This window comes from Nostoc sp., from assembly GCF_036917615.1.
GTDB lineage: Bacteria > Cyanobacteriota > Cyanobacteriia > Cyanobacteriales > Nostocaceae > Nostoc.
Window position 1 is genome coordinate 122,413 of sequence record NZ_JBALCZ010000077.1, and the last position, 22,249, is coordinate 144,661.

General features: G+C 39.9%; 20 protein-coding genes and 1 pseudogene. 4 read left to right on the plus strand and 17 right to left on the minus strand.

Translation table 11 applies throughout. From position 1 onward, the window contains the following. Nucleotides 1–23: 23 nt before the first annotated feature. Entirely contained in the window at nt 24–608 is a 585-nt protein-coding gene (locus V7K85_RS27960; RefSeq protein WP_334818625.1) for a Uma2 family endonuclease, read from the minus strand. A 117-nt stretch (nt 609–725) separates the two neighbouring features. Then, nucleotides 726–1,364 carry a peroxiredoxin gene (locus V7K85_RS27965; protein WP_334691752.1) on the minus strand — a complete coding sequence of 213 codons (639 nt, stop codon included), beginning with the start codon at nt 1,362–1,364 and terminating at the stop codon, nt 726–728. Between the two features lie 483 nt (nt 1,365–1,847). Between V7K85_RS27965 and V7K85_RS27970 the strand changes: the two genes are divergently transcribed. Beyond that, the gene (locus tag V7K85_RS27970) at nt 1,848–2,561 is read left to right on the plus strand and encodes a hypothetical protein (protein ID WP_334818627.1); all 714 of its coding nucleotides are present in this window, start codon (nt 1,848–1,850) and stop codon (nt 2,559–2,561) included. Here V7K85_RS27970 and hpsP read toward each other — a convergent pair. The 7 genes from hpsP to glmM all read right to left on the minus strand — a co-directional run bounded on the left by hpsP (nt 2,558) and on the right by glmM (nt 11,887). Next, nucleotides 2,558–3,748: a hormogonium polysaccharide biosynthesis glycosyltransferase HpsP gene (hpsP, locus tag V7K85_RS27975; RefSeq protein WP_334818628.1), complete on the minus strand. Its 1,191-nt coding sequence runs from the start codon at nt 3,746–3,748 to the stop codon at nt 2,558–2,560. The two genes, V7K85_RS27970 and hpsP, sit on opposite strands and share 4 nt — an antisense overlap. A gap of 234 nt (nt 3,749–3,982) precedes the next feature. After that, nucleotides 3,983–5,158, minus strand: coding sequence for a hormogonium polysaccharide biosynthesis glycosyltransferase HpsO (hpsO, locus tag V7K85_RS27980; RefSeq protein ID WP_334818629.1), 1,176 nt, complete (start codon nt 5,156–5,158; stop codon nt 3,983–3,985). Between the two features lie 90 nt (nt 5,159–5,248). Next, the gene (gene hpsN, locus V7K85_RS27985; protein ID WP_334818630.1) at nt 5,249–6,229 is read right to left on the minus strand and encodes a hormogonium polysaccharide biosynthesis glycosyltransferase HpsN; all 981 of its coding nucleotides are present in this window, start codon (nt 6,227–6,229) and stop codon (nt 5,249–5,251) included. Nucleotides 6,230–6,490: 261 nt separating this feature from the next. Then, nucleotides 6,491–7,642, minus strand: coding sequence for a glycosyltransferase family 4 protein (locus tag V7K85_RS27990; protein ID WP_334818632.1), 1,152 nt, complete (start codon nt 7,640–7,642; stop codon nt 6,491–6,493). A gap of 11 nt (nt 7,643–7,653) precedes the next feature. After that, on the minus strand, nt 7,654–9,300 hold the full coding sequence (gene hpsL, locus V7K85_RS27995; protein ID WP_334818634.1) for a hormogonium polysaccharide biosynthesis protein HpsL: 1,647 nt from the start codon (nt 9,298–9,300) through the stop codon (nt 7,654–7,656). Between the two features lie 65 nt (nt 9,301–9,365). Next, nucleotides 9,366–10,106, minus strand: coding sequence for a glycosyltransferase family 2 protein (locus V7K85_RS28000; RefSeq protein WP_334818636.1), 741 nt, complete (start codon nt 10,104–10,106; stop codon nt 9,366–9,368). Between the two features lie 311 nt (nt 10,107–10,417). After that, entirely contained in the window at nt 10,418–11,887 is a 1,470-nt protein-coding gene (gene glmM, locus V7K85_RS28005) for a phosphoglucosamine mutase (protein WP_334818638.1), read from the minus strand. 564 nt (nt 11,888–12,451) lie between these two features. Here glmM and V7K85_RS28010 point away from each other — a divergent pair. Next, nucleotides 12,452–13,168, plus strand: a complete 717-nt coding sequence (locus V7K85_RS28010) for a biliverdin-producing heme oxygenase (RefSeq protein ID WP_334818640.1) — start codon at nt 12,452–12,454, stop codon at nt 13,166–13,168. Nucleotides 13,169–13,254: 86 nt separating this feature from the next. On the opposite strand, the gene V7K85_RS28015 is transcribed toward V7K85_RS28010, so the two are convergent. From V7K85_RS28015 to V7K85_RS28030, 4 genes and pseudogenes are all read right to left on the minus strand, one after another. Continuing rightward, a complete protein-coding gene (locus V7K85_RS28015) occupies nt 13,255–13,806 on the minus strand; it encodes a tetratricopeptide repeat protein (protein WP_334818642.1) in 552 nt (183 codons plus the stop codon). Between the two features lie 628 nt (nt 13,807–14,434). After that, the gene (locus tag V7K85_RS28020) at nt 14,435–15,406 is read right to left on the minus strand and encodes a LysR family transcriptional regulator (RefSeq protein WP_334818644.1); all 972 of its coding nucleotides are present in this window, start codon (nt 15,404–15,406) and stop codon (nt 14,435–14,437) included. A 329-nt stretch (nt 15,407–15,735) separates the two neighbouring features. Next, complete coding sequence (locus tag V7K85_RS28025) at nt 15,736–16,479, minus strand: LLM class flavin-dependent oxidoreductase (RefSeq protein ID WP_334818645.1); 744 nt, start codon at nt 16,477–16,479, stop codon at nt 15,736–15,738. A 173-nt stretch (nt 16,480–16,652) separates the two neighbouring features. Beyond that, nucleotides 16,653–17,338: pseudogene (locus V7K85_RS28030) on the minus strand (transposase); the annotation flags it as partial. Nucleotides 17,339–17,797: 459 nt separating this feature from the next. Here V7K85_RS28030 and cobW point away from each other — a divergent pair. Next, nucleotides 17,798–18,859: a cobalamin biosynthesis protein CobW gene (gene cobW / locus V7K85_RS28035; protein ID WP_334818647.1), complete on the plus strand. Its 1,062-nt coding sequence runs from the start codon at nt 17,798–17,800 to the stop codon at nt 18,857–18,859. A gap of 121 nt (nt 18,860–18,980) precedes the next feature. Further along, nucleotides 18,981–19,463 carry an ABA4-like family protein gene (locus V7K85_RS28040; protein WP_334818649.1) on the plus strand — a complete coding sequence of 161 codons (483 nt, stop codon included), beginning with the start codon at nt 18,981–18,983 and terminating at the stop codon, nt 19,461–19,463. A gap of 108 nt (nt 19,464–19,571) precedes the next feature. Here V7K85_RS28040 and V7K85_RS28045 read toward each other — a convergent pair whose 3' ends face one another. From V7K85_RS28045 to V7K85_RS28060, 4 genes are all read right to left on the minus strand, one after another. Next, nucleotides 19,572–19,787: an acetyltransferase gene (locus V7K85_RS28045; RefSeq protein ID WP_334818651.1), complete on the minus strand. Its 216-nt coding sequence runs from the start codon at nt 19,785–19,787 to the stop codon at nt 19,572–19,574. 285 nt (nt 19,788–20,072) lie between these two features. Then, nucleotides 20,073–20,381 carry a DUF3181 family protein gene (locus V7K85_RS28050; protein ID WP_334818653.1) on the minus strand — a complete coding sequence of 103 codons (309 nt, stop codon included), beginning with the start codon at nt 20,379–20,381 and terminating at the stop codon, nt 20,073–20,075. A gap of 119 nt (nt 20,382–20,500) precedes the next feature. Continuing rightward, nucleotides 20,501–20,758: a hypothetical protein gene (locus tag V7K85_RS28055; RefSeq protein WP_334818655.1), complete on the minus strand. Its 258-nt coding sequence runs from the start codon at nt 20,756–20,758 to the stop codon at nt 20,501–20,503. A 74-nt stretch (nt 20,759–20,832) separates the two neighbouring features. Continuing rightward, on the minus strand, nt 20,833–21,921 hold the full coding sequence (locus tag V7K85_RS28060) for a HoxN/HupN/NixA family nickel/cobalt transporter (protein ID WP_334818657.1): 1,089 nt from the start codon (nt 21,919–21,921) through the stop codon (nt 20,833–20,835). Nucleotides 21,922–22,249: the final 328 nt, after the last annotated feature.

Consider the following 22,249-nt stretch of genomic DNA (forward strand, 5'->3'; position numbering starts at 1 on the left):
TAAACTGCTTTATAAAATTTTCTCTACCAAACTTTACTCATATTCAAAATAAACCCAGGCAATACGGACTCGCCACTAACGATAGCAGGATTATCCAAACATTCCTCTGGCAATCCAGGACGATAAATATAAACTTTACGCTGCTTACGGTCAATCAACCAGGCTAAGTGTATTCCTGGCTCCTTCATATATTCCTCCATTTTTTCTTTCAAAGTTTGGAGGTTGTCGCTGGGAGATTTGAGTTCGACTACAAAATCTGGACAAATGGGTGCAAATTTTTCTTGTTGTTCTGCTGAAAGAGCATTCCACCGTTCTAGTTTAATCCAGGAAGCATCTGGAGAGCGTTCTGCACCTGTTGATAACTTAAATCCGGTACTAGAGCTAAAAGTTATACCTGTACCATCTTGTTCCGACCAAACCCACAATTGTCCCAATATGTTACCTTGTCGATTTCCTGTCTCTGAACCAGTAGGAGGCATAATTAGCAATTCTCCAAATTTATTCCGCTCAATGCGTAAGTCACGATTCACCTGACAGAATTCAAAAAATTGTTCGTCTGTCATTTGCATTGATGACGGAATTTGCAAAACCAAAGGGGATGAAAACATCGAGATTTCCTCCAGGTTCGGATGCCTAGCCGAGTAACTATATTCTCACGCAAAGAAACAAAGACGCAAAGTTATATCTTGGCGTCTTTGCTTTTTTATCCGAAATCATTTTCAGATTTACTTGTTAGGCTGAGGAGTTACCCGCAAATAGGGTTTGACTTCCTCATAACCTTTGGGGAATTTCTGTTTGAGTACTTCTGGATCTTTGAGTGAGGGGACAATTACGACATCCTCTCCATCTTTCCAGTCAGCTGGTGTCGCCACACTGTAGTTATCAGTCAATTGCAGAGAATCAATTACCCGCAAAAGTTCATCAAAATTACGTCCTGTGCTGGGAGGGTAGGTAAAAGTGAGACGAAGTTTCTTGTTGGGGTCAATCACGAAAACCGATCGCACTGTCACAGCCGCATTAGCATTCGGGTGGATCATGTCGTAAAGGTCAGAAACCTTGCGATCCGCATCCGCCAAAATTGGGTAGTTAAGGGTGGTGCTTTGAGTTTCTTCAATGTCTCCCACCCAGCCTTTGTGGGATTCAACGTTATCAACGCTAAGTGCGATCGCTTTGACATTGCGCTTGTCAAATTCTGGTTTTAGCTTGGCAACTGTGCCAAGTTCTGTTGTGCAAACAGGTGTAAAATCAGCAGGGTGAGAGAACAGCACAACCCAGCTGTCACCTGCCCATTCGTAAAAATCGATGTCGCCGTGTGTTGAGGCTTGCGTAAAGTTGGGTACTGTGTCACCTAGACGGAGAGCCATGTGAGATTCCCTGTAGTTAAAAAAGCATATGTGTTCTACTTTGCCATCATGACATAAAACCCCTATTTCCCAATCGGGCTTTAGCGGTTTGAAACAAAATTTTAGGTTGTCACCACTCTTGGATAATAGATCGGGGAGGTAAAGATTAGTCAATCAATTTTGGATTTTGCGAAAAGTTGTAAGGAGGGTTTCCCTCCGTGGCAAACTTTTCAAGACGGATTTTGGATTTTGGATTTATTCCGCCCACAATGCACGGGGCATGAACCAAATAATTCTTTCTTCTTTAATCTAAAATTGGCAGTCAAAAGGACTGGGGACTTGTACTGAGCTACTTGTGCCGAGCGGAGCCGAGGTAAGCCGAAGTATTAGGAACTAGGGATTAGCTGACAAGCTCTAAAATTATCACCAGGGCTTTTCAAAGAACATATTTTTGAATACTCTCTCAGTGCCCAGTACCCAGTCTCTTTTATTTTTGAATAACTGATGATGATAGTAATATTTTTGGTTATTGGTGTTATCCTCAGCACAACTGCGAGTTTTGTTTTTGGAATTCCCTGGTTGATGCCGATTTTCGGTGCTGCTGTCCCCTATCCCATTTTCTTTTTACATGTGCGTCGTCAACAATATAAAAGTGCTTTTTGGTGGATGTTATTCTGGGGAGTGTTGCAGAGTATTGCCGTAATTGTAGCAACAATGATTGTACCACAAACAGCAGCAAAAAATATTCTTCGGGGACAGTCATACACTACGGAAATGTTGCACTGGATTCGCACGGGAGAAGGTTCAGAAGGTTCACTCAGTTTATTTTTACCAGCGCATTTATTGTACTACGGGATTTTTTGTATTCTCTGCGTTGTTACCTTAAGTAGTGTGGCATTGATATTTGGCACTTGGATGCTGAACTACATGAATTTTTATGTTGCAGAATTTGTGAAAGTTAGTGCTAAACGTTGGTTAGCAGCTATTTTAGGGTGGTATCCCTGGTCTATTTTGCGGATAATGGGGTTTATCGCAACTGGGGTGGCTTTAGCTGCATTAGGATTAAATCTAGTAACTCGTATCAGAGGCGAAGTTCCTAAGTCTCCCTTTCCTAAAACTTATATGTTAATTGGGATTGGTTTTGTGATTGCGGATATCGTTGTCAAAGCACTTCTAGCGCCTATTTGGCAAAAACTGCTATTGTCTGCGTTGGGTTAAATTGATTTGTTTGCCAGAATTTTCTGGTAGGCTTGGATTGTTTGCCTAGCGATCGCATCCCAGCTAAAATTTTCCAATGCATATTTTTGGGCGTTTAATCCGCGTCGTTGGCGTTCTGCGGGATTTTGCAAAGCTTCTTGCAGTAACTCTACTAGTGCTTGGACATCTGTTGCACCCACCCAACCCGACTCGCTATCACGTATCTGTTGACAAATATGCACTTGGTCAGAAATTACCACGGGTACACCTGCAACCATCGCTTCAGCTACAGCAATCCCAAAATTTTCGTAGTAGGAAGGCAAGACAAATAAATCAGCAGCTTGTAGTAAACTAACTTTTAGTTTACCAGTAACAAAGCCAGTAATTGTAGTGTGCGATCGCAGTGGTGAATTTTGAATTTGGGATATTATCTTTTGTTCGTAATCTGGATCTTGGGGATTTGTTCCAGCTAAAACAAAATGAAATTTATAACCAACCGCTAACAGCTTCTCTAGCGCTGGAATCAACAAATTTAACCCCTTTTTCGGGTCAATTCGTGACATAAACAGCACTAAAGGCACATCCTTTGGTATTTGCAACTGATCAGATACAACACTTCCCTCCTTTTTAAGGGGGGATTGAGGGGGGATCACACCCAAAGGAATCACCAAATCTGGCGTAGATACTCCAAATCTTTCTGATATTTTAGCTTCTTGATCGCTGGTAAAATGAATAGCCGCCGCACCAGCTAAATTTTGACGTTCTATAATTGCGACATAAAGCTGTTTTAATTGCTTTTTTTTGCGTAAATCAGCCGGATCGAGAGTACCCAAAGGACGGAAAATATAAGGTAGCTTTTGCTGACGACACACAATAGCAGCAGCACTAATTATTGGGGAGAATAAAGCATGAATATGTGCGATGTCAAACTCGTGAGCATGACATTTTAGCCAGTTTAATAAATCTAGGGAAAATTTGTAGCGACGAAACGGGGCACAACGAAAGTAAATTATTTCATAGCCATCTTGTTCAATTGGGCGATTTAAAGGAACATCCAGAGGTGTTTGACCATTATCACCATTACTATCAGTTGTGAGAATTGTAACTTCTACTCCCTCTTTTACCAACGCTGGAGCTAATCCTAGTACCATTTGACTAGGCCCGCCGTAAATCAGAGAAATTGAGGGAACAATTTGTAATATTTTCATTTTCTTGTAATTTGTGATTTGTCCCTTGTCCCTTGTCCCTTGTCAGTTGTCTTTTGTCCCTTGTCTTTTGTCCCTTGTCAGTTGTCTTTTGTCCCTTGTCCCTTGTCAGTTGTCAGTTGTCAGTTGTCAGTTGTCAGTTGTCAGTTGTCAGTTGTCAGTTGTCAGTTGTCTTTTGTTATTCACTAATGACCAATAACCAATGACCAATACTTCGACTACGCTCAGTACAAGTGACTAATGACTATTAACCAATTCTTGATAAAACTCTAATTGCTGTTTAGCCAAAGCTTTATTTGTGTATTTAATCATTGCCTTTTTATAACCCATTTCCCCCAGAGTGTTAGCATAATAGGGTTTATCTATTAATTGAACTAAGCAATTAGCAAGGGCTTGAGCATCACCTTCGGGAAATATTAAACCAGCATCGCCAATTACATAAGGAATTTCACCAGAATCAGAACCAATTACAGGTACTTGGCAAGCCATTGCCTCAATTAGCACATGACCAAATTGTTCTTTCCAACCAATAGAAGTTAAGGTTTTAAACTTAAAAGTTGTTTCTGAAGGCAGTACCAAAGTACTCATTAAATTGATATAGTTTGTCACCTTGTCATGAGGGACACTTTCTACCAAAATTAACCTTTCTTTAATATTGTTATCTACCGCTATTTTGATTAATTCAGTTTGTAACTCTCCGCGTCCCAGTAGTAGTAATTTCCAAGGTTTCTTTTTCAAACTGATTAAGGCTTGTAAAAGTGTTAATAAACCCTTTTCTTGCACAAATCGCCCAACAAAGCCTACCACAAAATCTCTTTTTCTAATGCCCAAATTAACTGCTAATTCTGGTTGGACTTTGGGAGTAAATAGATTTTCATCTACGCCCAGTTGTGGCATAATTTTAATTGCTCCTTGATATCCTCGTTGCCGTAAAACTTCTGCTCCATCCTGATTGCCAGAAATTATGCCGTGGCTGTGGTTGAGGTTATATTTTTCTAACAAAGAAACTGGAGGTTTCAGTTCATAGGGAAGATTCCACCAAGTAAAAAATACATTTTTGGCCTTGAGTTTTAATAGCTTATTTAAAGCAATCATTTGAGTATAAGCCAATGCTCTAGACCCTTGTTCTACCTGGATGACTTGGGGACGAAATTGTTTTAACAAAGATATCAAATCAGCACCAAAGGTAAGGAGTCCCTGATGATTTTGACTAAAATTAGAAACTGGAACTATTCTAAATGTGCCTTCATCACGGTATTCCGTTTCAATGATTCTGTTTTGCACGCCACCTGGTTTCCAGCGTTTTGGGACTACAACTGTCACTTCAACTCCCGGTTCTAGTTGAGATAAAGCGCGTAATTTTTCACAGTTGAGGTCTACGATATAAGTGTGACTAGCAACTAAGATTTTCATTGATATTTATTAATTGTTATTTATTCTTTGTCAGTTGTCCTTTGTTATTTACTAACTCCTAACTCCTAACTCCTCACTCCTAACTCCTAACTAAACTTGTTCATCCAATCGACTGTAAATTTGACCATCGTTCCATATTGATTGGATGAAAGTACTCAAGGCTTTGAAAAAACCCAAAATGTAGAAAAAAGCCCGAGTGGCAATTTTGATGGGGGAACCGCTTTTGTTGCAAGGTGGGTGTCCCAAGACGTGACAGTCAAATAAACGGCCGTATAAGCGTAAAGCTTGAGTAGGAGTAAGGTTTTTCAGCCCCAGTAAAAAATGGTTGTGGTAAAAGGTGAGTTGATATTTTAGCGATCGCATACTAATATCATGACAACCCCCTGTTTCTTCGCCTAAATGCACCAAATGGGCCTCTGGGTCGTACCAAATCTTATATCCCGTCTGTCGCACCCGCAAACAAAAATCTGACTCTTCGCGCACTGCACTACCACCAAACCTCTCATCAAACCTCAGCCCGTACTTAGTAAAAATTTCGCGGCGAAAAGACATATTACAACCCCTCGCTGTTAGTACTTGCTGGGGTTTGATGGTATGTACTAAATCAATATGATACCAAGCAATTCCTGGGTCCATAGCTTGGGGAGGCAGATATTCAATCTCTAAATCTCCTCCAGAATCACCCAATTTCATTCTGTCAAATACCCGTCCGGCCACAGCCCCCACCTCTGGGTTTTGCAAATAATTTTTTGCATGGGCTGCTAACAATCCAGCGGTTAACTGAACATCATCATCAATAAACAATATTATTTCACCAGATGACCGCCGGACAGCATAATTCCGCGCCCCTGGCAAACTTGCCCAATCTAAGCGCAACCATTTAATTTTACCTGCCCCCGCCATCTCTTCTAGGTAGGCTTGAATCTCTGCTTGGTGTTTTGGGGTTTGGTCTACCACCAAAACTTCAAAATTTGGATAGTCCTGTTTTAAGACATCCACAATGCTATCGCGTAGCGCTTCCTCTCGACCATAGGTCGGGATTACTACAGTAATTAATGGATAATTATGCATGATCTTTATTAAGTAATTTTACTATTTCTATAATAGCCTTGTAAAAATTAATTTTCATTAGCTTCAGTAAGCTGCCATTGTTTTAATTTACATTCTGACTTTTTACGGGTTCTGGAAAAGCTGTCTCCCAACCTCTCCCTTTTTAGGGGAGAGACTTTGAATTTTTCCCCTTCCCTAGTAGGGAAGCTTGCCCGGTGGTTAGGTTGGGTGTGGGTTTTTCCGCATCACCTAAAAAGTCAGAATTCACATTCAGTCAATTGTTTACACTGCTGCTGCATAGAGATTATCAAATAACTCATTTTGCTTTTCTGAGTTATGCACAATTTGCGCTTGAGTTAATGCTCCTGCACTTAAAAATTCATAATGTTCTCGTTTATCGGTTCTTTCAAGAAATTGAATGATTTGTTGCAATGCTTGCTCTGCCAAATAGTCATAGGTGCTATTAACAATTTCCCAATATTCATTACTTTTGGTTTTATCTCCTTGCTGCCAATTACTCCAGTGCCTGATTTCATTAATTGGTAATTCTAAAATATAGCCATTTTCCCCATGACGAATAAATTCTGGTAAGGCGCATACATTTGTCGTAATTGCCGGAGTGCCAACAGAAAATCCTTCAATGATACTATAGCCATAAGTATCATGTAATGTCGCCATTAATTGAAAATGACTTTGCGATAATAACTGAATTACTTTTTCATTAGGAATGTTTTTATGAAAGACAACGTTGTTTAAATCCAGCAATTTTAAATCCTCTACATATTTGGTGCGATCGGGGAAATCTGTCGGCACTCCTGAACCATGTGCTAGTTCCGAAATTATATGTACAGTAATAGGTAAACCTAATTTTTCAGCTTTCTTGGCAAGTCTTAAAGCAACAACCCCGCCTTTGCGGGCAATGTGATTTCCGATAAATATAAGCTGGAGATTTTGCGGCTCTTGATAAAGTTTCGATTGGTTAACCCTGACTGGAAAGTTAGGATGGATTACATCCACTTTCTTACTTACTTTTTCTTCTATCTTCCAACCTTCTATCCGTTTAATTAATCTCAACTTGGCATAATCAGAGATAGCGATAATCTTTTGGCAATTTTCTAATGCTAATCGATTATTTAATAATTCATAAATTGCAGCTTCACATTGATTCTGAGGATTTCTATATAAAACACGATGATCCTCAAAGGTGAGAAACCAAGGTTTATTTGTATATAAAATTCTGTTGAAAGAATGAATTGCTTGGTATCTTTCCCATACAGGTTGCCAAGCCATAAAGCTGCCTAAAGGATACCAAATTTTTTCTATAGGATATCTGCCTGCAGGAAAAGGCTTAGGACGGATGAGTGTATGCCGAGAATTTCGAGGTAGGTTTGGAATGCTGAGGTGTTTTTGACCTCCTATGATAACTTTTACCATTTTTATTTCATTTAAATTGTTTTTAGACGTTTTTTCTGGTTTTTTTGCTGAGGGTCGGCATCTTCCTTATCTTGTTTCTCCAATTCTGGTAATTTAAAAAGAACTCCCGCAAAAAACCAATAATAGACAGCAACCGGATCAACATCCAGAGGATAGTAGTAGGTGTTGTAGCTAATAAACAATATAAACACCCACAAAGCTGCTCCGTAACTGCGGAAATTACGGTTCTTTATGGAGCGATAGGTTTTAAAGCCAATAATTGTTAAACTAGTGACCAAACTCAGAAAACCTAGTAATCCAAAAATTCCAACTTCAAAAAGGACTTTGGGGTAGTAGGTTTCCACAAGCTTAGTTTTACCCATTACACGGGCAGAGTTAGTTGCTCGACCTAAGCCACTTCCCAATGGCCCGTCTACGTTTTTCCAATTCTCTTCAAATTGCTGGACGATAAAATCTTGAGGTGGTGAAGCCTCCCATCGACCTGTAAAACTCTCGGTTCTCTCTTGCACGACAACAGGGTTAGTCACAATCGCAATTCCCAAAACTAGGGCAAGTCCTATCCCTATGGGGATAAATCGTTTAAGGTTGCCAATTTGACCAGTAAGCAATAGTAAAATCCCGAAGCAGATTGGTACTAAGGCTAAGGCGATTCTCTGTCCAGAGATTACAGCATTGATAAAGACTGTCACTAAAGAACCTAAACCGACCAGCCGCCATATTAGGGAAGGGTCGGTGAAGCCGGTGGCAAAGGTAAAAAAGGTGCTAGCAATTAAGAACCATGCCCACTGCCAAGGAGCTACAAATGTACCTGGTAGGCGAATAACCCCTTCTTCGGGACTATATAAGAGCGCTCCACCAAAATAACACCGGGCTTCTAGTGATGTGACAAATAGGGCATTTCCTTCAAGACCTCTAGTGCCATGACATACACCAGTTAGTAGTAACAGGTATTGAATAAATCCCAGCACACAGCAAATCAGTGTCAGGACAATCTGGAGGCGCGATAAAAATAGTAAATCCCGCTTATCGCGAATTAGATAGTAGGCACAACCAATCAGGGGGACATAGCCTAAAAATACTTTCAGTCCTAAAATTCCCATGCCTAAGGGTATTTCTTTGGATGCTTTTTCCAATAGCCCCACACTAGGCGGGTTAAGCTGCTGACCACCATTAACGAACAACAGCGTTAACAGACTGCTACCCAAAACAATATAAAGTGGGATTTTAATGCCTTGGGGAATAATTAGGGGTAGCCCCTGTTTACGGCAAGTCTGCCAAAGTCCAATTAGCGCTGGAACGTAAAAAGCATCTTTAGCTAATTGGAGTATGGGACTATTGCCCAAGTAGTAGGTGATAGTACCCCCAATAGGTACGTAAATGATGAAGGCATATAGCGCTTGGCGCGGGTATTTATAGGAAAAAGATATGACGAGTATCCCCAAAACACCAGGAACTGCCGCTTTAATTCCACCTACGAAAAAAAGCAGAATGCCAAAGAAGACACCGCCAAAGGTGGCAGTGGTGAGTAAGCTAGTGAATTCTTTACGTGCTTGGGCTGCTTTGCGCTTTTGGGCTAACTGTTCTTTGAGGCTAAGAGTAGGAGTTTCTTTTTTAGCCTGTTTTTTTGATTTTTTATTTTTTGACTTGGATTTCGGCATAGTGGCGCTGTAGCCTATCAGCCTTAAAAAATATCTATAGCTTACATACAAATGAATTGGAATGGCTATAGCGTGTACAAGCTGAATTCATCCTTAACTGATTGAGTTAAGGATTTTCGATCAAAAATATTGAAGTTTAACTTCATTGAACCATAAAAAAGATTTTCTCCTGTTTCTACAATGTAAACTGCTCCAGGAAATGGTAATGGTTCAATAAGTTTAGCTTTGTTTTCTAATACGCCTCTGACTTTACCGTGGTCTATATAATATTTGTAGTATCCATAACCCCGATTATATTCTGCGGTTTCTGGTAAGAAATTTAAGTCATATCGGATAATATTGGATGTGCCGCACATTGAATAGAAATTTTTTCTTTTAATATATATATATTTACTACCTTCTTTATATTTATAACCTTTATTGATAAACCATCCATTAGAGTTAGGATGTTGCTTAATAAAGGCGGCTAAGTTTTGACTGATGCAATCATCTGCATCAACTGCCATAGTGTGAGTTGGAGAAAATTGACGAGCAGACATTAATCCCTTCAAGATTTTTCGCCCTTTATCTGTGTCTCCTCTAGCTATAGCGTTTGTCTCGTTGGGAGGAGGAAAGTCAACTGTAATATACGTAATCTGGGAATGATTAAATTCTATTTTTGGCTGTTCATGGCAAACGACAATAGCATGAAAATCAGGAGAGGTTTGATTGCAAATTGATTTGATGCATCTTTCAAATGATTGGGTGACACGCTCCCAGGAATTGGAAACTTGCGGACTTTTAAGTGGGATAACAAAAACAAGCATTTTATTACCTTATATAAGATAACGAAAGAACACATACAGACCTCTGTCCTTGTTATAAAAGAGGTTTACAATGTACGTAAAAATGCAAATGCAAATACTACATCTTCCGCAGATGATCAAGGCTGGTTAATTTGCAGAAGTTGTGACGACGAAAAAGCTGCACTTTTGAAATGTGAGATAGTAGCTACTCCCTTCCCCACAAAGAATACCTAATTTAACGAACCGTGAAAACGCGTCCCTTGCGCCTCTCGTAGAGAAGAGAAGGAAAAAGAAAAAGTAGATAGGTAATCTTACACGGTGAAGGGAGTAACTTAGACTGCTATGTGTTGCTGGACTTGCGAAACTAATTCATTTGTCCAGTGGCTAGCAAGGTCGGCATTGGCAGCTTCCACCATAACCCTGATCACTGGTTCTGTGCCAGAGGCGCGAACCAAAATTCTGCCGGAATCACCCATTGCAGCTTCAGCATGAGCGATCGCTTGTTGGAGAGGTTGGCAATCTTGCCATCCCAAACGGCGATCGCGATCTATGACTCGCACGTTCCGCAACAATTGCGGATAGGTCTGGAAGCTTTGATTTACTAATTCGCTAAAGGGAACACCCGCCTGTTTCACCAAAGCTGCTATATGTAACGCTGTTAATAAGCCATCTCCAGTAACAGCATAATGACGGCAAAGAATATGACCTGATTGTTCGCCGCCTAGCATTCCCCCAGTCCGCAACATTTCGGCTTGCACATATTGGTCGCCGACTGCGGTGCGAATCAAGTTACCACCAATTTGCTGCCAAGCTTTCTCAAACCCTAAGTTGGCCATGACAGTAGATACAATCAGGTTATTCGGCAGTTGCTGGTTTTGTTGTAACTGGCGTCCCCATAGGTAGAGAATGTAATCGCCGTTAACTTGCCTTCCTGTATTGTCTACTGCTAAGACGCGATCGGCGTCGCCATCGAAGGCAAAGCCAATGTCGGCGTTGTGTTCTTGTACTGTTGCACAAAGAATATCTAGGTGCGTGGAACCGCAGTTTACATTAATGCGATCGCCATCTGCTTCGTTATGCAAGCAGATTACCTCTGCTCCCATTTGTGTAAATACTGATGGTGCTAACCCGACTGCTGCTCCCCACGCCAAGTCTAAAACAATCTTCATTCCTTGAAGATTTCGGGCACTGTTCAAGGGTTTTTTCAACGCCTCGCTATAATGCCCCACTAACTCGAAACGTGAGTAATGCCGTCCGCAATTACTGATCGCAATAGGTGATATCTTGCCACGCAGTCCGGCTTCAATTTCTGCCTGCAATATTTGCGCTAACTTCCCACCATCGGCATCAAAAACCTTAATACCATTGTCTTCTGGAGGATTATGGCTGGCAGAAATCATCACTCCGCCGATGGCATTACTAATGCTGGTGAGATAGGCAACGCCAGGAGTGGGACATAATCCCAAATACCAGACCTCTAATCCTGCTGCTGTTAACCCTGCACTCAAAGCCATTGCCAGCATATCGCTGGAGTTTCTAGAGTCCTGTCCGAGAATGACTGGCCCTACTTGAGTAGCATGGTTACGTAAAACAATCCCTGTCCAAAAACCAACTTGTAATGCTAGGGGCGCACTCAGGAATTCTCCGACTCGTCCGCGAATCCCATCTGTACCAAATAAAGGATTTGCTGGTAGTGGGATTAAATTCAGTGCAAAACTGCTCTCAATCCCTTTGCCCAATCCATCAGCTTCAAAAGCAGAACCCCCAGAAATGCCCAATGTCCGAGTTATAGATGAAACCATATTTTTAAACACTCCACACAATCACACTGAAAATAGCACTTAAGACTTTATTCACCAATTTCGACATGCTTTGTCTCTTTAGAAATTCATTCTAGATTAAGCTTACTTACGTAATAATACTTAAGATTTGCCTGTTTGATTGTAAATCTTTCATGAAAGTCAGTATTGGTTTTTACATTCTCAGTAAAGTCTTCACATTGTAGCTAATTATTGCTTTTAGACCCTCAACTTTCGTCTTGATTTTGATATATATTAGTTCACACTTTGCAATGCTACTAACGAAAAAAAGCTGTAATAAATATTACCCTGTTCCCTGATAAGTGTTTTTCAGGAAAGCTGAGAATGAAAGCAAAATTTAGCTAATATAAAAAATCAAAACACCGAAATGTAAAGTTCTATTGCCTTAGCCTTGTTGCTGTGCAAAAAACTACAAAATCTTTACAGCTTAAAAAATTTTAATATAAATTCTCATCAAATAGTTTTAAGGTAACGTTTTAATGGCTTCTTTAGCCGTTAGTGAATTAAAACTCCGGCAGTTAACTTTTTAAAGTTGAGAAATTTAGCATGAGCAGCAATTTAGCAACCAAATTACGTGTAGGCACTAAGAAAGCCCACACGATGGCAGAAAATGTAGGTTTTGTCAAGTGCTTTTTAAGAGGAGTAGTCGAGAAAAACTCTTACCGGAAACTAGTTGCTAATTTTTACTTCGTCTACTCAGCGATGGAAGAGGAAATGGAAAAGCATCGCCAGCACCCAATTCTTTCTAAAATTAACTTTCCTCAGCTAAACCGCAAGTCTAGCCTAGAGCAAGACCTGAGTTATTACTTTGGTGCCAACTGGAAAGAGCAAATCAAACTATCTCCCGCAGGTGAAGCTTATGTACAGCGCATTAGGGAAATATCTCAAACAGAACCAGAACTGTTAATCGCCCATTCATATACTCGTTACCTGGGTGACTTATCTGGGGGACAAATTCTCAAAAATATTGCTGTAACAGCGATGAATTTGTCTGATGGGCAAGGAACAGCTTTTTATGAGTTTCCAGAGATTCCTGATGAGAAGGCATTCAAAGCCAAATATCGTCAAACTTTGGATGAATTACCCCTTGACGATGCTACAACCGATCGCATCGTTGATGAAGCTAACGCCGCCTTTGGCACGAACATGAAGATGTTCCAAGAATTGGAAGGCAATTTGATCAAGGCGATCGGTGTAATGTTGTACAACAGCCTCACACGGCGACGGACACGCGGCAGTACTGAACTCGTCACTGCTGAGTAAACTTTATTAAGTAAAATTTTGTAAGTCTAGGGGCAACCTCTCTGGGTTTACCTGAATAAAATCAGGCGATCGCGGGGATGTTGCCCCTACTGCTGTTTGTTAGCGATCATGGCTAAAGCTTGTGCTGCGTATTGATGACCAGGATTCAGTTTAAGTGCTTCTTGAAAAGCAGCGATCGCTTCATCTTTTCTATCGCTGTAATAAAATAATATATAACTACCTAGTCTGTAGTAAAGGCCAGATATCGGCTTCGGTTGAACTTTTGCAGCGAATTGGCGAAAAGCAGCCATAACAGACGATAATTCCTGCTTGTCATATATTGCTTCACCAGTAATTAAACAGGTTTGAAGGTGATAATTAAGTTCAATTACTTGATGGCAAATAGCTAAAGCTTCATCAAGTTTCCCCTGCTGTATGAGTGCTGTAGCTAACATTCTGTATATATGTTCATTATACCCATTGGGTTCAAGAGCAATTACTTGACGAAATGTAGCGATCGCTTCTTCTGGTTTTTGTATATTTAACAACCACATTCCTAAATCAGTGTATATCTGAACGCTAGGCTCGATTTTGAGGGCTTGTTGATAAACTCTCAACGCCGCTTCTGTTTTATTCTGATCAGATAACAGCTTTGCCAATCACACATAAGCTAAAACATCATCCGGTTTTTGTTTGATTACCGATAGCCAAAGGACTTCCGCCTCCTGGTAGTTTCTTATGTTTTCAGCGTATTTTGCTTGTTTTATCAATAGCTTAATAGTCTTAGCAGAATTCATTTACGGTAATCTCACTAATTTCTATCTACAGAATATATAAACGTCTGATTCCTAATCTAGTCAGCGATCAGGGAAAATATAAACAGGCATAATTGATTAAATAATGGCAACAAAATTAGGTAGTTTCTGCGTGATTTTCATCCTACACTGAATATTGCTGTGTGACTACTGTCTTCATCTTGTAGCGGTAGATTATCTTTATCATAGAGAACTTTCATGTGTCTGCTAAATTGTTCCTCGACAAAATAGCTGCTAGAAAATTCACTTGCAAAAGAAACCTGATGAAAGTGATAATCTAAATTCAGCAAATTGTAGACAAGTCTTAAAAAATAATCATCTATCCAAAAATCTACATCAAATAGTGAAATGCCATATTTTCCTTCCAACCTGCGATTTAAAGTTTTGAGTAACCAAGACCATTGAGGCTTGAGAGTCGGATCGATGCGGTTACCAAATACAGGATTAAAAAACTGATTTACTTGAGTTGTTCTTACATCAATAGAACATTTTCCTCTTTGGGAGAACAGCTACCTAAAAATAGATTTACCTTAGGCAAACTTTCTAAGTTATCCTGATTGAGTCTAAAACTTCTCACCAAACCCTCTGCGGATATTAACAACTCACTAAAGCGAGGAACATGCAGATAAATTCTATATTCATTAACATCTTGAATAGGGAGAGTTATGACTTGGTATTGAGATATTATGTCAGCTTGGCAAAAATCAGGTAAAATCGTTATTTTTTGATTTTCTGAAACGTAGTTGAGTACATTTTGATAACTGTGTAGCACCTGTACACCACTTAATTTGTTCATCAAAAATCCCTTTTTAGATAGTTCCTGATGAACCTCATCTAAAAGTACAATATCAGCTAGATCAATATCATTTATTTTAACTAAGCTCTGCTCATTGAGATATTTATTTGCCCCAAAGGAGACAAGCAGCATTTTATGAGTTGTTAATCTAGTACAGTGGTGTTCTTCCTTATATCCAGAGCAACTATTGAGCAAGAGATTCATCTCTAAAAGTTGATAATTTGAGAAAAATATGCTATTCTGAACTGCAATCTCTTTAATATTTCTCCCTGGAAAACAAAGCTGAAATCGCTGTAAATATTGTTTGAGCCAAACTTCTAAGATTAAATTAGTAGCCCCCAATATCAAATCTTCGCCCTCAGCGCTAAATGTTGCTTGAAATTCTTCTTGCAGATTTTCTACAGTTTCTACTAGATTAAGTGTCTGAGAAATCAATTTCTTGCCTTTATTAGTCAAGCCGATAGAGCCAGGAGAGCGATTTAGCAGAATTACTCCGAAATAATCCTCTATTTGCTTGACTTTTTTACTAATTAATGATTGACTATACCCTAGTTTTTGTGCTGCTTTAGAGAAGCTACCACAGTCATCTACTGCTTTTAAAATTTTGATGTGATTTAGGGTAATATCTTCGAGTTTAATCTTATTCATGCTGGGTAGGGCAAGATTTTTAATTACAACGGAATTAAGCTGTTCTGCTGTGTATATTCGGAGATAACTAGTTTGTGGAAGCGAATAGTGTCTTCCAACATAGATTCAAATTTGAGTACTATTAAGTCAACGCCAACAGCTTCGTATTCTTTCAGGCGTTGAATGATAGTATAGCGATCGCCAACGAGTTGAGCAGATAAACCGAGATTGGCTTCAATGGTTTAACTGATATCTAGTTTGTTGTGGGCAACTACGTTAGGATCGATTTGCTCTTGAAAGTATTTGATCTGCTGCTGATCCGCAGAACGATAAATCGCTTCTAATCTGGCTTAGGCTTCGGCGGTATGCTCACGAACAATCGCAAACGCACTCATTGCCACTTTAATCTGACGCTGGTAGCGATCGCTAGCCAATCTTTTCACTTTCTGCACCAATACTGCTGTTTTTTCAGGATCATCAGCGTTGATAAATAGATAATCTCCCTGACGAGCCGCTAAGTTAATCGCCCGGTCTGATTCACCAGCAATGAAAATGGGTGGTGTTGGTGTAGGCTTATCTGAGAGAATACCACCCGCGATCGTGTAGTATTTGCCGACGTAATTAAAAGCTTCAACTGTCCATAGCCCCTTGATTACATTAATGTATTCTTCTAATCGCGCGTAGCGATCGCTGTGGGGTAGCCAGATATCTCCATAGCTTTCTACTTCTAATTTCCACCAACCTGCAATACCACTCAGAGCGAATCTGCCATTACTGAGTTGATTTTGAATGTTTGCACTCAGCTTGGCAACGACCGCAGGCAATTTAAAACCAGGTTGTACAGCTGCAACAATCTTGATATTCTTGGTGTTCAAACTTGCTAAAGCTGCTGTAATCCAGGCGTCAGCGACATTATAGTTAGGCCCATGAACTGCATTCAAGTAATGTTCAGGAATGTAATAGAAGTGATAACCTAACTCGTCTGCCTGAACTGCCAGCTTTACCAAATCTTGAGTAGATAAATTAGCCTCATGGTTAACAACCCGCAACCATCCACCACAGACCGGCGACCAAATTCCAAACTGAAGTGGCATAAAATTTTTCCCTGTGCCTTTTTTTACCAGACATCAACTAAAATACGGTATTTATATCTCTTTACCGTGGTTTAGTAGTTCAGACTACCACATTTATTTCTACTGTGTATAGTTGCAGATGACACACGAAAATCTGTTGTCTATCATGATAGAACCCATTTAATATCTTTTTTCTAGCTAGCAGCTAGTCGTTTGAGCATTAATCGGATAAAACAAAGCTTCAGCTTGGCATTGGCACGAGCTACTTGAAGAGATAAATTTCTTTGGAGTTCATACCAATTTTCAATTAACCCTTCTGTGCGCATTAATTCTAATTGTGTAAAAGCTCGAATTGCACTAAAAAAATGAGTAAGGACTGCCTCAGTCGTCCTTACCATAAATTTACCAATACCACAGACTTGTTTAATAGCTCTGTGGTAACACTCAATTACCCAATGTATTGAATGTAATTCTTGAAATTCGGCTTTAGAGATTGAAGAGAGTGCATCGTTTTCAGAGATGTACATAATGTAATATCTGGAAGTTTCGTTTTTGAAACTCCTGCGAAATACCTTCACCCAACCAAATTTTTTCAGATGCACTATTAAACCAGTTTCTGGAATTTCTAGATTTTGGACTTGGGTAAAATTTTACCATCAACTGAACATGAGCGATTTTTAGCTATTCCAGTTAAAAACCCTAACTCCAAGTCTATAAAGAACTTTAGGTTTTTTTGGCTCGAATACCAAGTGTCAGTAGTTACTGTTTTTGGACTTAACCCCCAAGTCAAAACCTCAACAATCATCTCTGGCAAATAATCATTTTTGGTTTTCCCCTCTTGTTTGTTATAAATCCGATAATTCACAGGTGCAGACTTACCTATAGCTCTAATAGTCTGAACCCTAAATCTACCTAACATTAAGTATTATCTGTCATTTCATTGTCCCTACTAATTGGCGATCGCATCTTAAATTTCGCCCATCACCCTGGATACACATCTTGCTGTATTTATCAATGCGTAACTTCTATTATCGATTCTTTCATCAAGCCAAAGGCGCTCATGTTGCCCTTAGCACATCGCCCAGTTCTACATATCTTGAAGCCTCAATTTTTCACTTCCTCGGCGATGTCGCTTTTTCTTCCACCTCCTCTACCGTTTGTGCCACAATGATTTGAGGAATCAAAACCAAACCTAAACTCAACAGTAACGGTAATATTTTCAGGCTAACCATAGACTTTCAGCTTAAAATAACTAAGTCAATCTTCAAACCAAGCTTAATCTCAGTATTTAAGTTTGTAACCTGTAAAACTTAACACACTGAGTCAATCAGGCAAAAATATGGCTGCAAAAATTCCTGTCACAGTGATTACAGGCTTCTTAGGTAGTGGAAAAACCAGCCTAATTCGCCACCTACTACAAAACAACCAAGGACGCCGCATTGCCGTTTTAGTCAATGAATTTGGCGAACTCGGTATTGATGGCGAATTGTTAAAATCCTGTCAAGTTTGCCCGGAAGATGGTGAGGGCGACACCAATATTTTTGAATTAACTAACGGCTGCTTATGTTGCACTGTGCAGGAAGAGTTTTACCCGACGATGCAAGAGTTAATTAAGCGGCGAGATAGCATCGACTGCATTTTGATTGAAACCTCTGGTTTAGCCTTGCCAAAACCGCTGGTGAAGGCTTTTCGCTGGCAAGAAATTCGCAATGCGGCTACTGTAGATGCGGTGATTACCGTAGTAGATTGTGCGGCGGTAGCAGCGGGGACATTTGCTAGTGATCCGGAGGCGATCGCAGCCCAGCGGCAAGCAGATGATAATCTAGAACATGAAACACCTTTGCAAGAACTGTTTGAAGACCAACTTGCTTGTGCAGACTTGGTGGTATTGAATAAAATTGACTTGGTAGATGCCGAAACAAAAGCCAGAGTTGAGGAATTGATTAAACAAGAATTGCCTAGAGTAGTGAAGATTGTCGAGAGCGATGCCTACGGCGGGCTACACCTACATTCTCAACTTGACGCATTTATATTATTAGGATTTCAAGCCGCAGTCGAAGACAACTTAGATTCTCGTCCCAGTCATCACGATACCGAAGAAGACCACAACCACGACGAAGAGATTATCTCAGCTAATTTAATTTTGGATCGTACCTTTGACCCAGAAAAGCTGCAACAGCAGTTGCAAACATTGGCACAACAACAAGAAATTTACCGGATTAAAGGCTTTGTGGCAGTGCCAAACAAATCCATGCGCCTAGTAATGCAGGGCGTGGGAACCCGATTTGATAAATTTTACGATCGCCCCTGGAAACCAGAAGAGGCTAGGCAAACGCGCTTAGTTTTCATCGGTCGTGATTTGAAATCCTCAGAAATCGAATCGCAGTTAGTAGCTTTATAAGTTATGAGTTATGAGTTATGAATTATAAAAGGCTATTTAATTCAAAACCTCAAAACCAAGCTAATAACTTAAAATTCCTAATTACTAACTGATCATTTTTAACTCCTTACTTTACAAAAATATGACTATCTCTCAACTATTTAACGTTGCCAATCTTTTCGTATTGCCATTTTGGACGTTGATGATTTTATTGCCAAATTGGAAAGTTACACGGCAGATAATGTCATCTTATCTACCTTTTGTGCTGCTAGCTGGGGCATATTTATATTTGTTTATCAACAGCATTACGCCAGAAAATGCCCAAGCTTTATCGAATCCCCAATTAGCTGATATTGCGCGATTTTTTGCAGATGAAACAGCTGCTGCAACGGGTTGGATTCATTTTTTAGTGATGGATTTATTCGTCGGTCGCTGGATTTATTGGGAAGGGCAAAAAACAGCTATTTGGACAATTCACTCCCTAGCTTTGTGTTTGTTTGCTGGCCCTTTAGGATTATTGTCTCACATTTTGACTTACTGGATTGCTAAGACATTTTTCCCGAAGTTTCAGGAGAATGAAGCGGTGACGATAGAAGAAAAAGCTGCATCATCATCTGGAACATAATAGTAAGGGCGCACAGATGTGCGCCCCTACCGTTTGTTGCTCTTATTAGGTAAATTGATAATGGATAATCAGTTTACTTCCGATTACCAATTACCTGATTTAAAATCATTAAGCGTTGTCATGTCTATAGTTGGCATCTAACCAACAACGTGGTAGAACTTCACCTGAAGGAAAAACGAGATTTTCTTTTTTAAAGGGATTAGGTGGCTGTTCTTCTTCACCTTCTTGTTGTCGTCCTTGAACGACATCATTATTCGGATCAAGCAATTCCTGAATCTCAAGAATTTTTACTAATTCGCCAGTATCTTTGAGTTGTAAAAGCATAGAAATTGCCTCCATAAGTTTGCATGAGGTGTACTGGGAGTTTTAACATAAACTCGCTCACATCTCAACCGATTTAGAACGTCGATATTCCTTAAGTGATAAAGGAAATTTTTACCAGATATACAGACATAAATTACACGAGATTTATCTATGTGTATCTGTTATTTTTATTTTTATAAAATGGAGACAGCAAATAAATTCCAAATGCAGCATATCAAATCTAAAATTGAATAAGGAATGCTGACCGAGAAAATTGTCTAATTCAAATAATCTTAGTTTTAGCGATTAGATTTCGCGTTGATATTTTTCTAAAATATCTACTAAGGTCACTTGGCATTGCAGTGGAAGTAAATCGATTAAAGGAAGTTCTCTTCTGCCGCCACCAATTTTTACTGGAATTGATTGCAAGACTTTTATAACTTGGTCTTCATTTACATTTTTGGAAGTAATTAAGGGATACAACTGTTCAGCAACAAGGGTATGCAGTTTGGCATTAGATAAATAAAGATGCCATTTGGCAATGTCTATGTAGACATTTTCGCCAATTTCAGCTGCTAGGGCTTCCAGTAGTTCTGTGGTGTTAGTCTTAGCCATAAAAATAACCCTACATTGAGAAAGAGCGCGAAATCTCAGACTTTTTTAGATTATCACTCAATTAACAGGTTAATCCTACTACCACAGGTTACAATCGCCCCAGCATCAGCAGTCCGTCTTCAGGTGGATTTGGATGGAGTTTCGGTGTAGTTGGCGATCGCCGCAATATAAATTAGATGCACCAACAATATTCCTGTCCAACTTACAGTCAACCACGGCAGCCACTCCCAGGTAGTACCTTTCAAGTTGTGGAAAAACCACAAGCCAGAATTAATACTAGCAGCGATCGCCACATGGATGGCAAAATTCATCCGGTCATCTATTTTGCGGTAATCAGGGTCTTTGCGATCGGGTTCGCGAGGCCAACGAGGAGGCATAAATATTTGTTACAGATTTAAATACACCCTACTCATTCTAAGGTTTTTGGGGCATTTATGTCGCGCATATAGGCTCAATGCCTATTCTTCCTGTGTTTAGCGGGTGTAGCACTAGTGACTTCCAACTCATCATACTTATTGACTTTATAGATGATCGTCGAAAGTAACCAACTGAATACAAAGATGGCAATAATTAAGTAACCAATTGTGCCAAAGTTATCACCTAGTTGACTAATGAAATCCCAAAACGGACTTTTCAGTTGTAACTGATCACCAATAATGTTCAACGCCTCAATTCCACCAATGACCACAGCAACTAGTACAGAAACAAGGGTGATGGTCATGTTGTAGTAGAGCTTGCGGATTGGTTTGACGTAAGCCCAGCCATAAGCACCAAGCATTAAAATGCCGTCAGTGGTGTCAATCAGAGACATACCTGCCGTGAACAAAGCTGGAAACAATAGAATCGACCAGATAGGCAAACCTTTAGCTGCTTGATTGGCAGAAATCCCCAGCAGTGCTACCTCTGTCGCCGTGTCGAAGCCTAAACCAAAGAGGAAACCTAAAGGAAACATTTTCCAGCTACTATCTATTAACCGAAACAAAGGACGGAAGATGCGACCGAGTAGCCCACGTTGGTTTAAAAATTCATCTAAAGATTGCTCGTCGTAGATTCCTCCGCGCTTGACACTTTGGAAAGTCTTATAAACATCCCACAGCACCACCATATTGATCGCTGCAATTGCTAGTAGGAAAAGTGCAGAAACGGTACTGCTAATTAGCCCCCCAACCTTTTCAAAATTGGGAAAGTTGTTATGGATGGTTGTAGTGGTTAAGGCGATCGCAATAGAGGCGGCAATTACAACGGTGGAATGACCTAAAGAGAAGAAAAACCCAACAGCAACAGGTCGTTTGTTCTCCTGCATCAATTTACGGGTAACATTGTCAATCGCGGCGATGTGATCGGCATCTACAGCATGACGTAGACCAAAGCTATAAGCTAATACGGCAGTGCCAAGTAGAAGGGGGTAGCGATGGAATGCAATCAGGGCAACTACCCAGACCAAAATATTCACGCTAATCAAGAACGCATAAATGTTGATAACTTTACGTCTAACGTTTCTGGAACTATCGTTGAAAACACGCGAAAATCTGGATAGCATTTATCACTCCTAATAAAGAGATATTTCGTACAAGGTGAAAAATTAATGAGACTCAGTATGAGCTTTACCAGCATCCTGAGCCAGCTATTTCGGTTTCATTCATGAAAATTACTTATATTGACATTCATGTAAGGTTTAGTAAAACCTATCTAAATGACAAAGGTATTGCAAGCCTATGTCAAAAGTGTGGCTAGTCGGTCATACTTGATAACGGTGAGCAGCATTGGCAGGCTGAAATTTTTATAAATAGAATTTGTCAGCCCAGTAAGAAAATCCCATTCTTACTTCTTTAGGACTGACGCGCAGAAAAACTGCGTAGGCGTAGCCC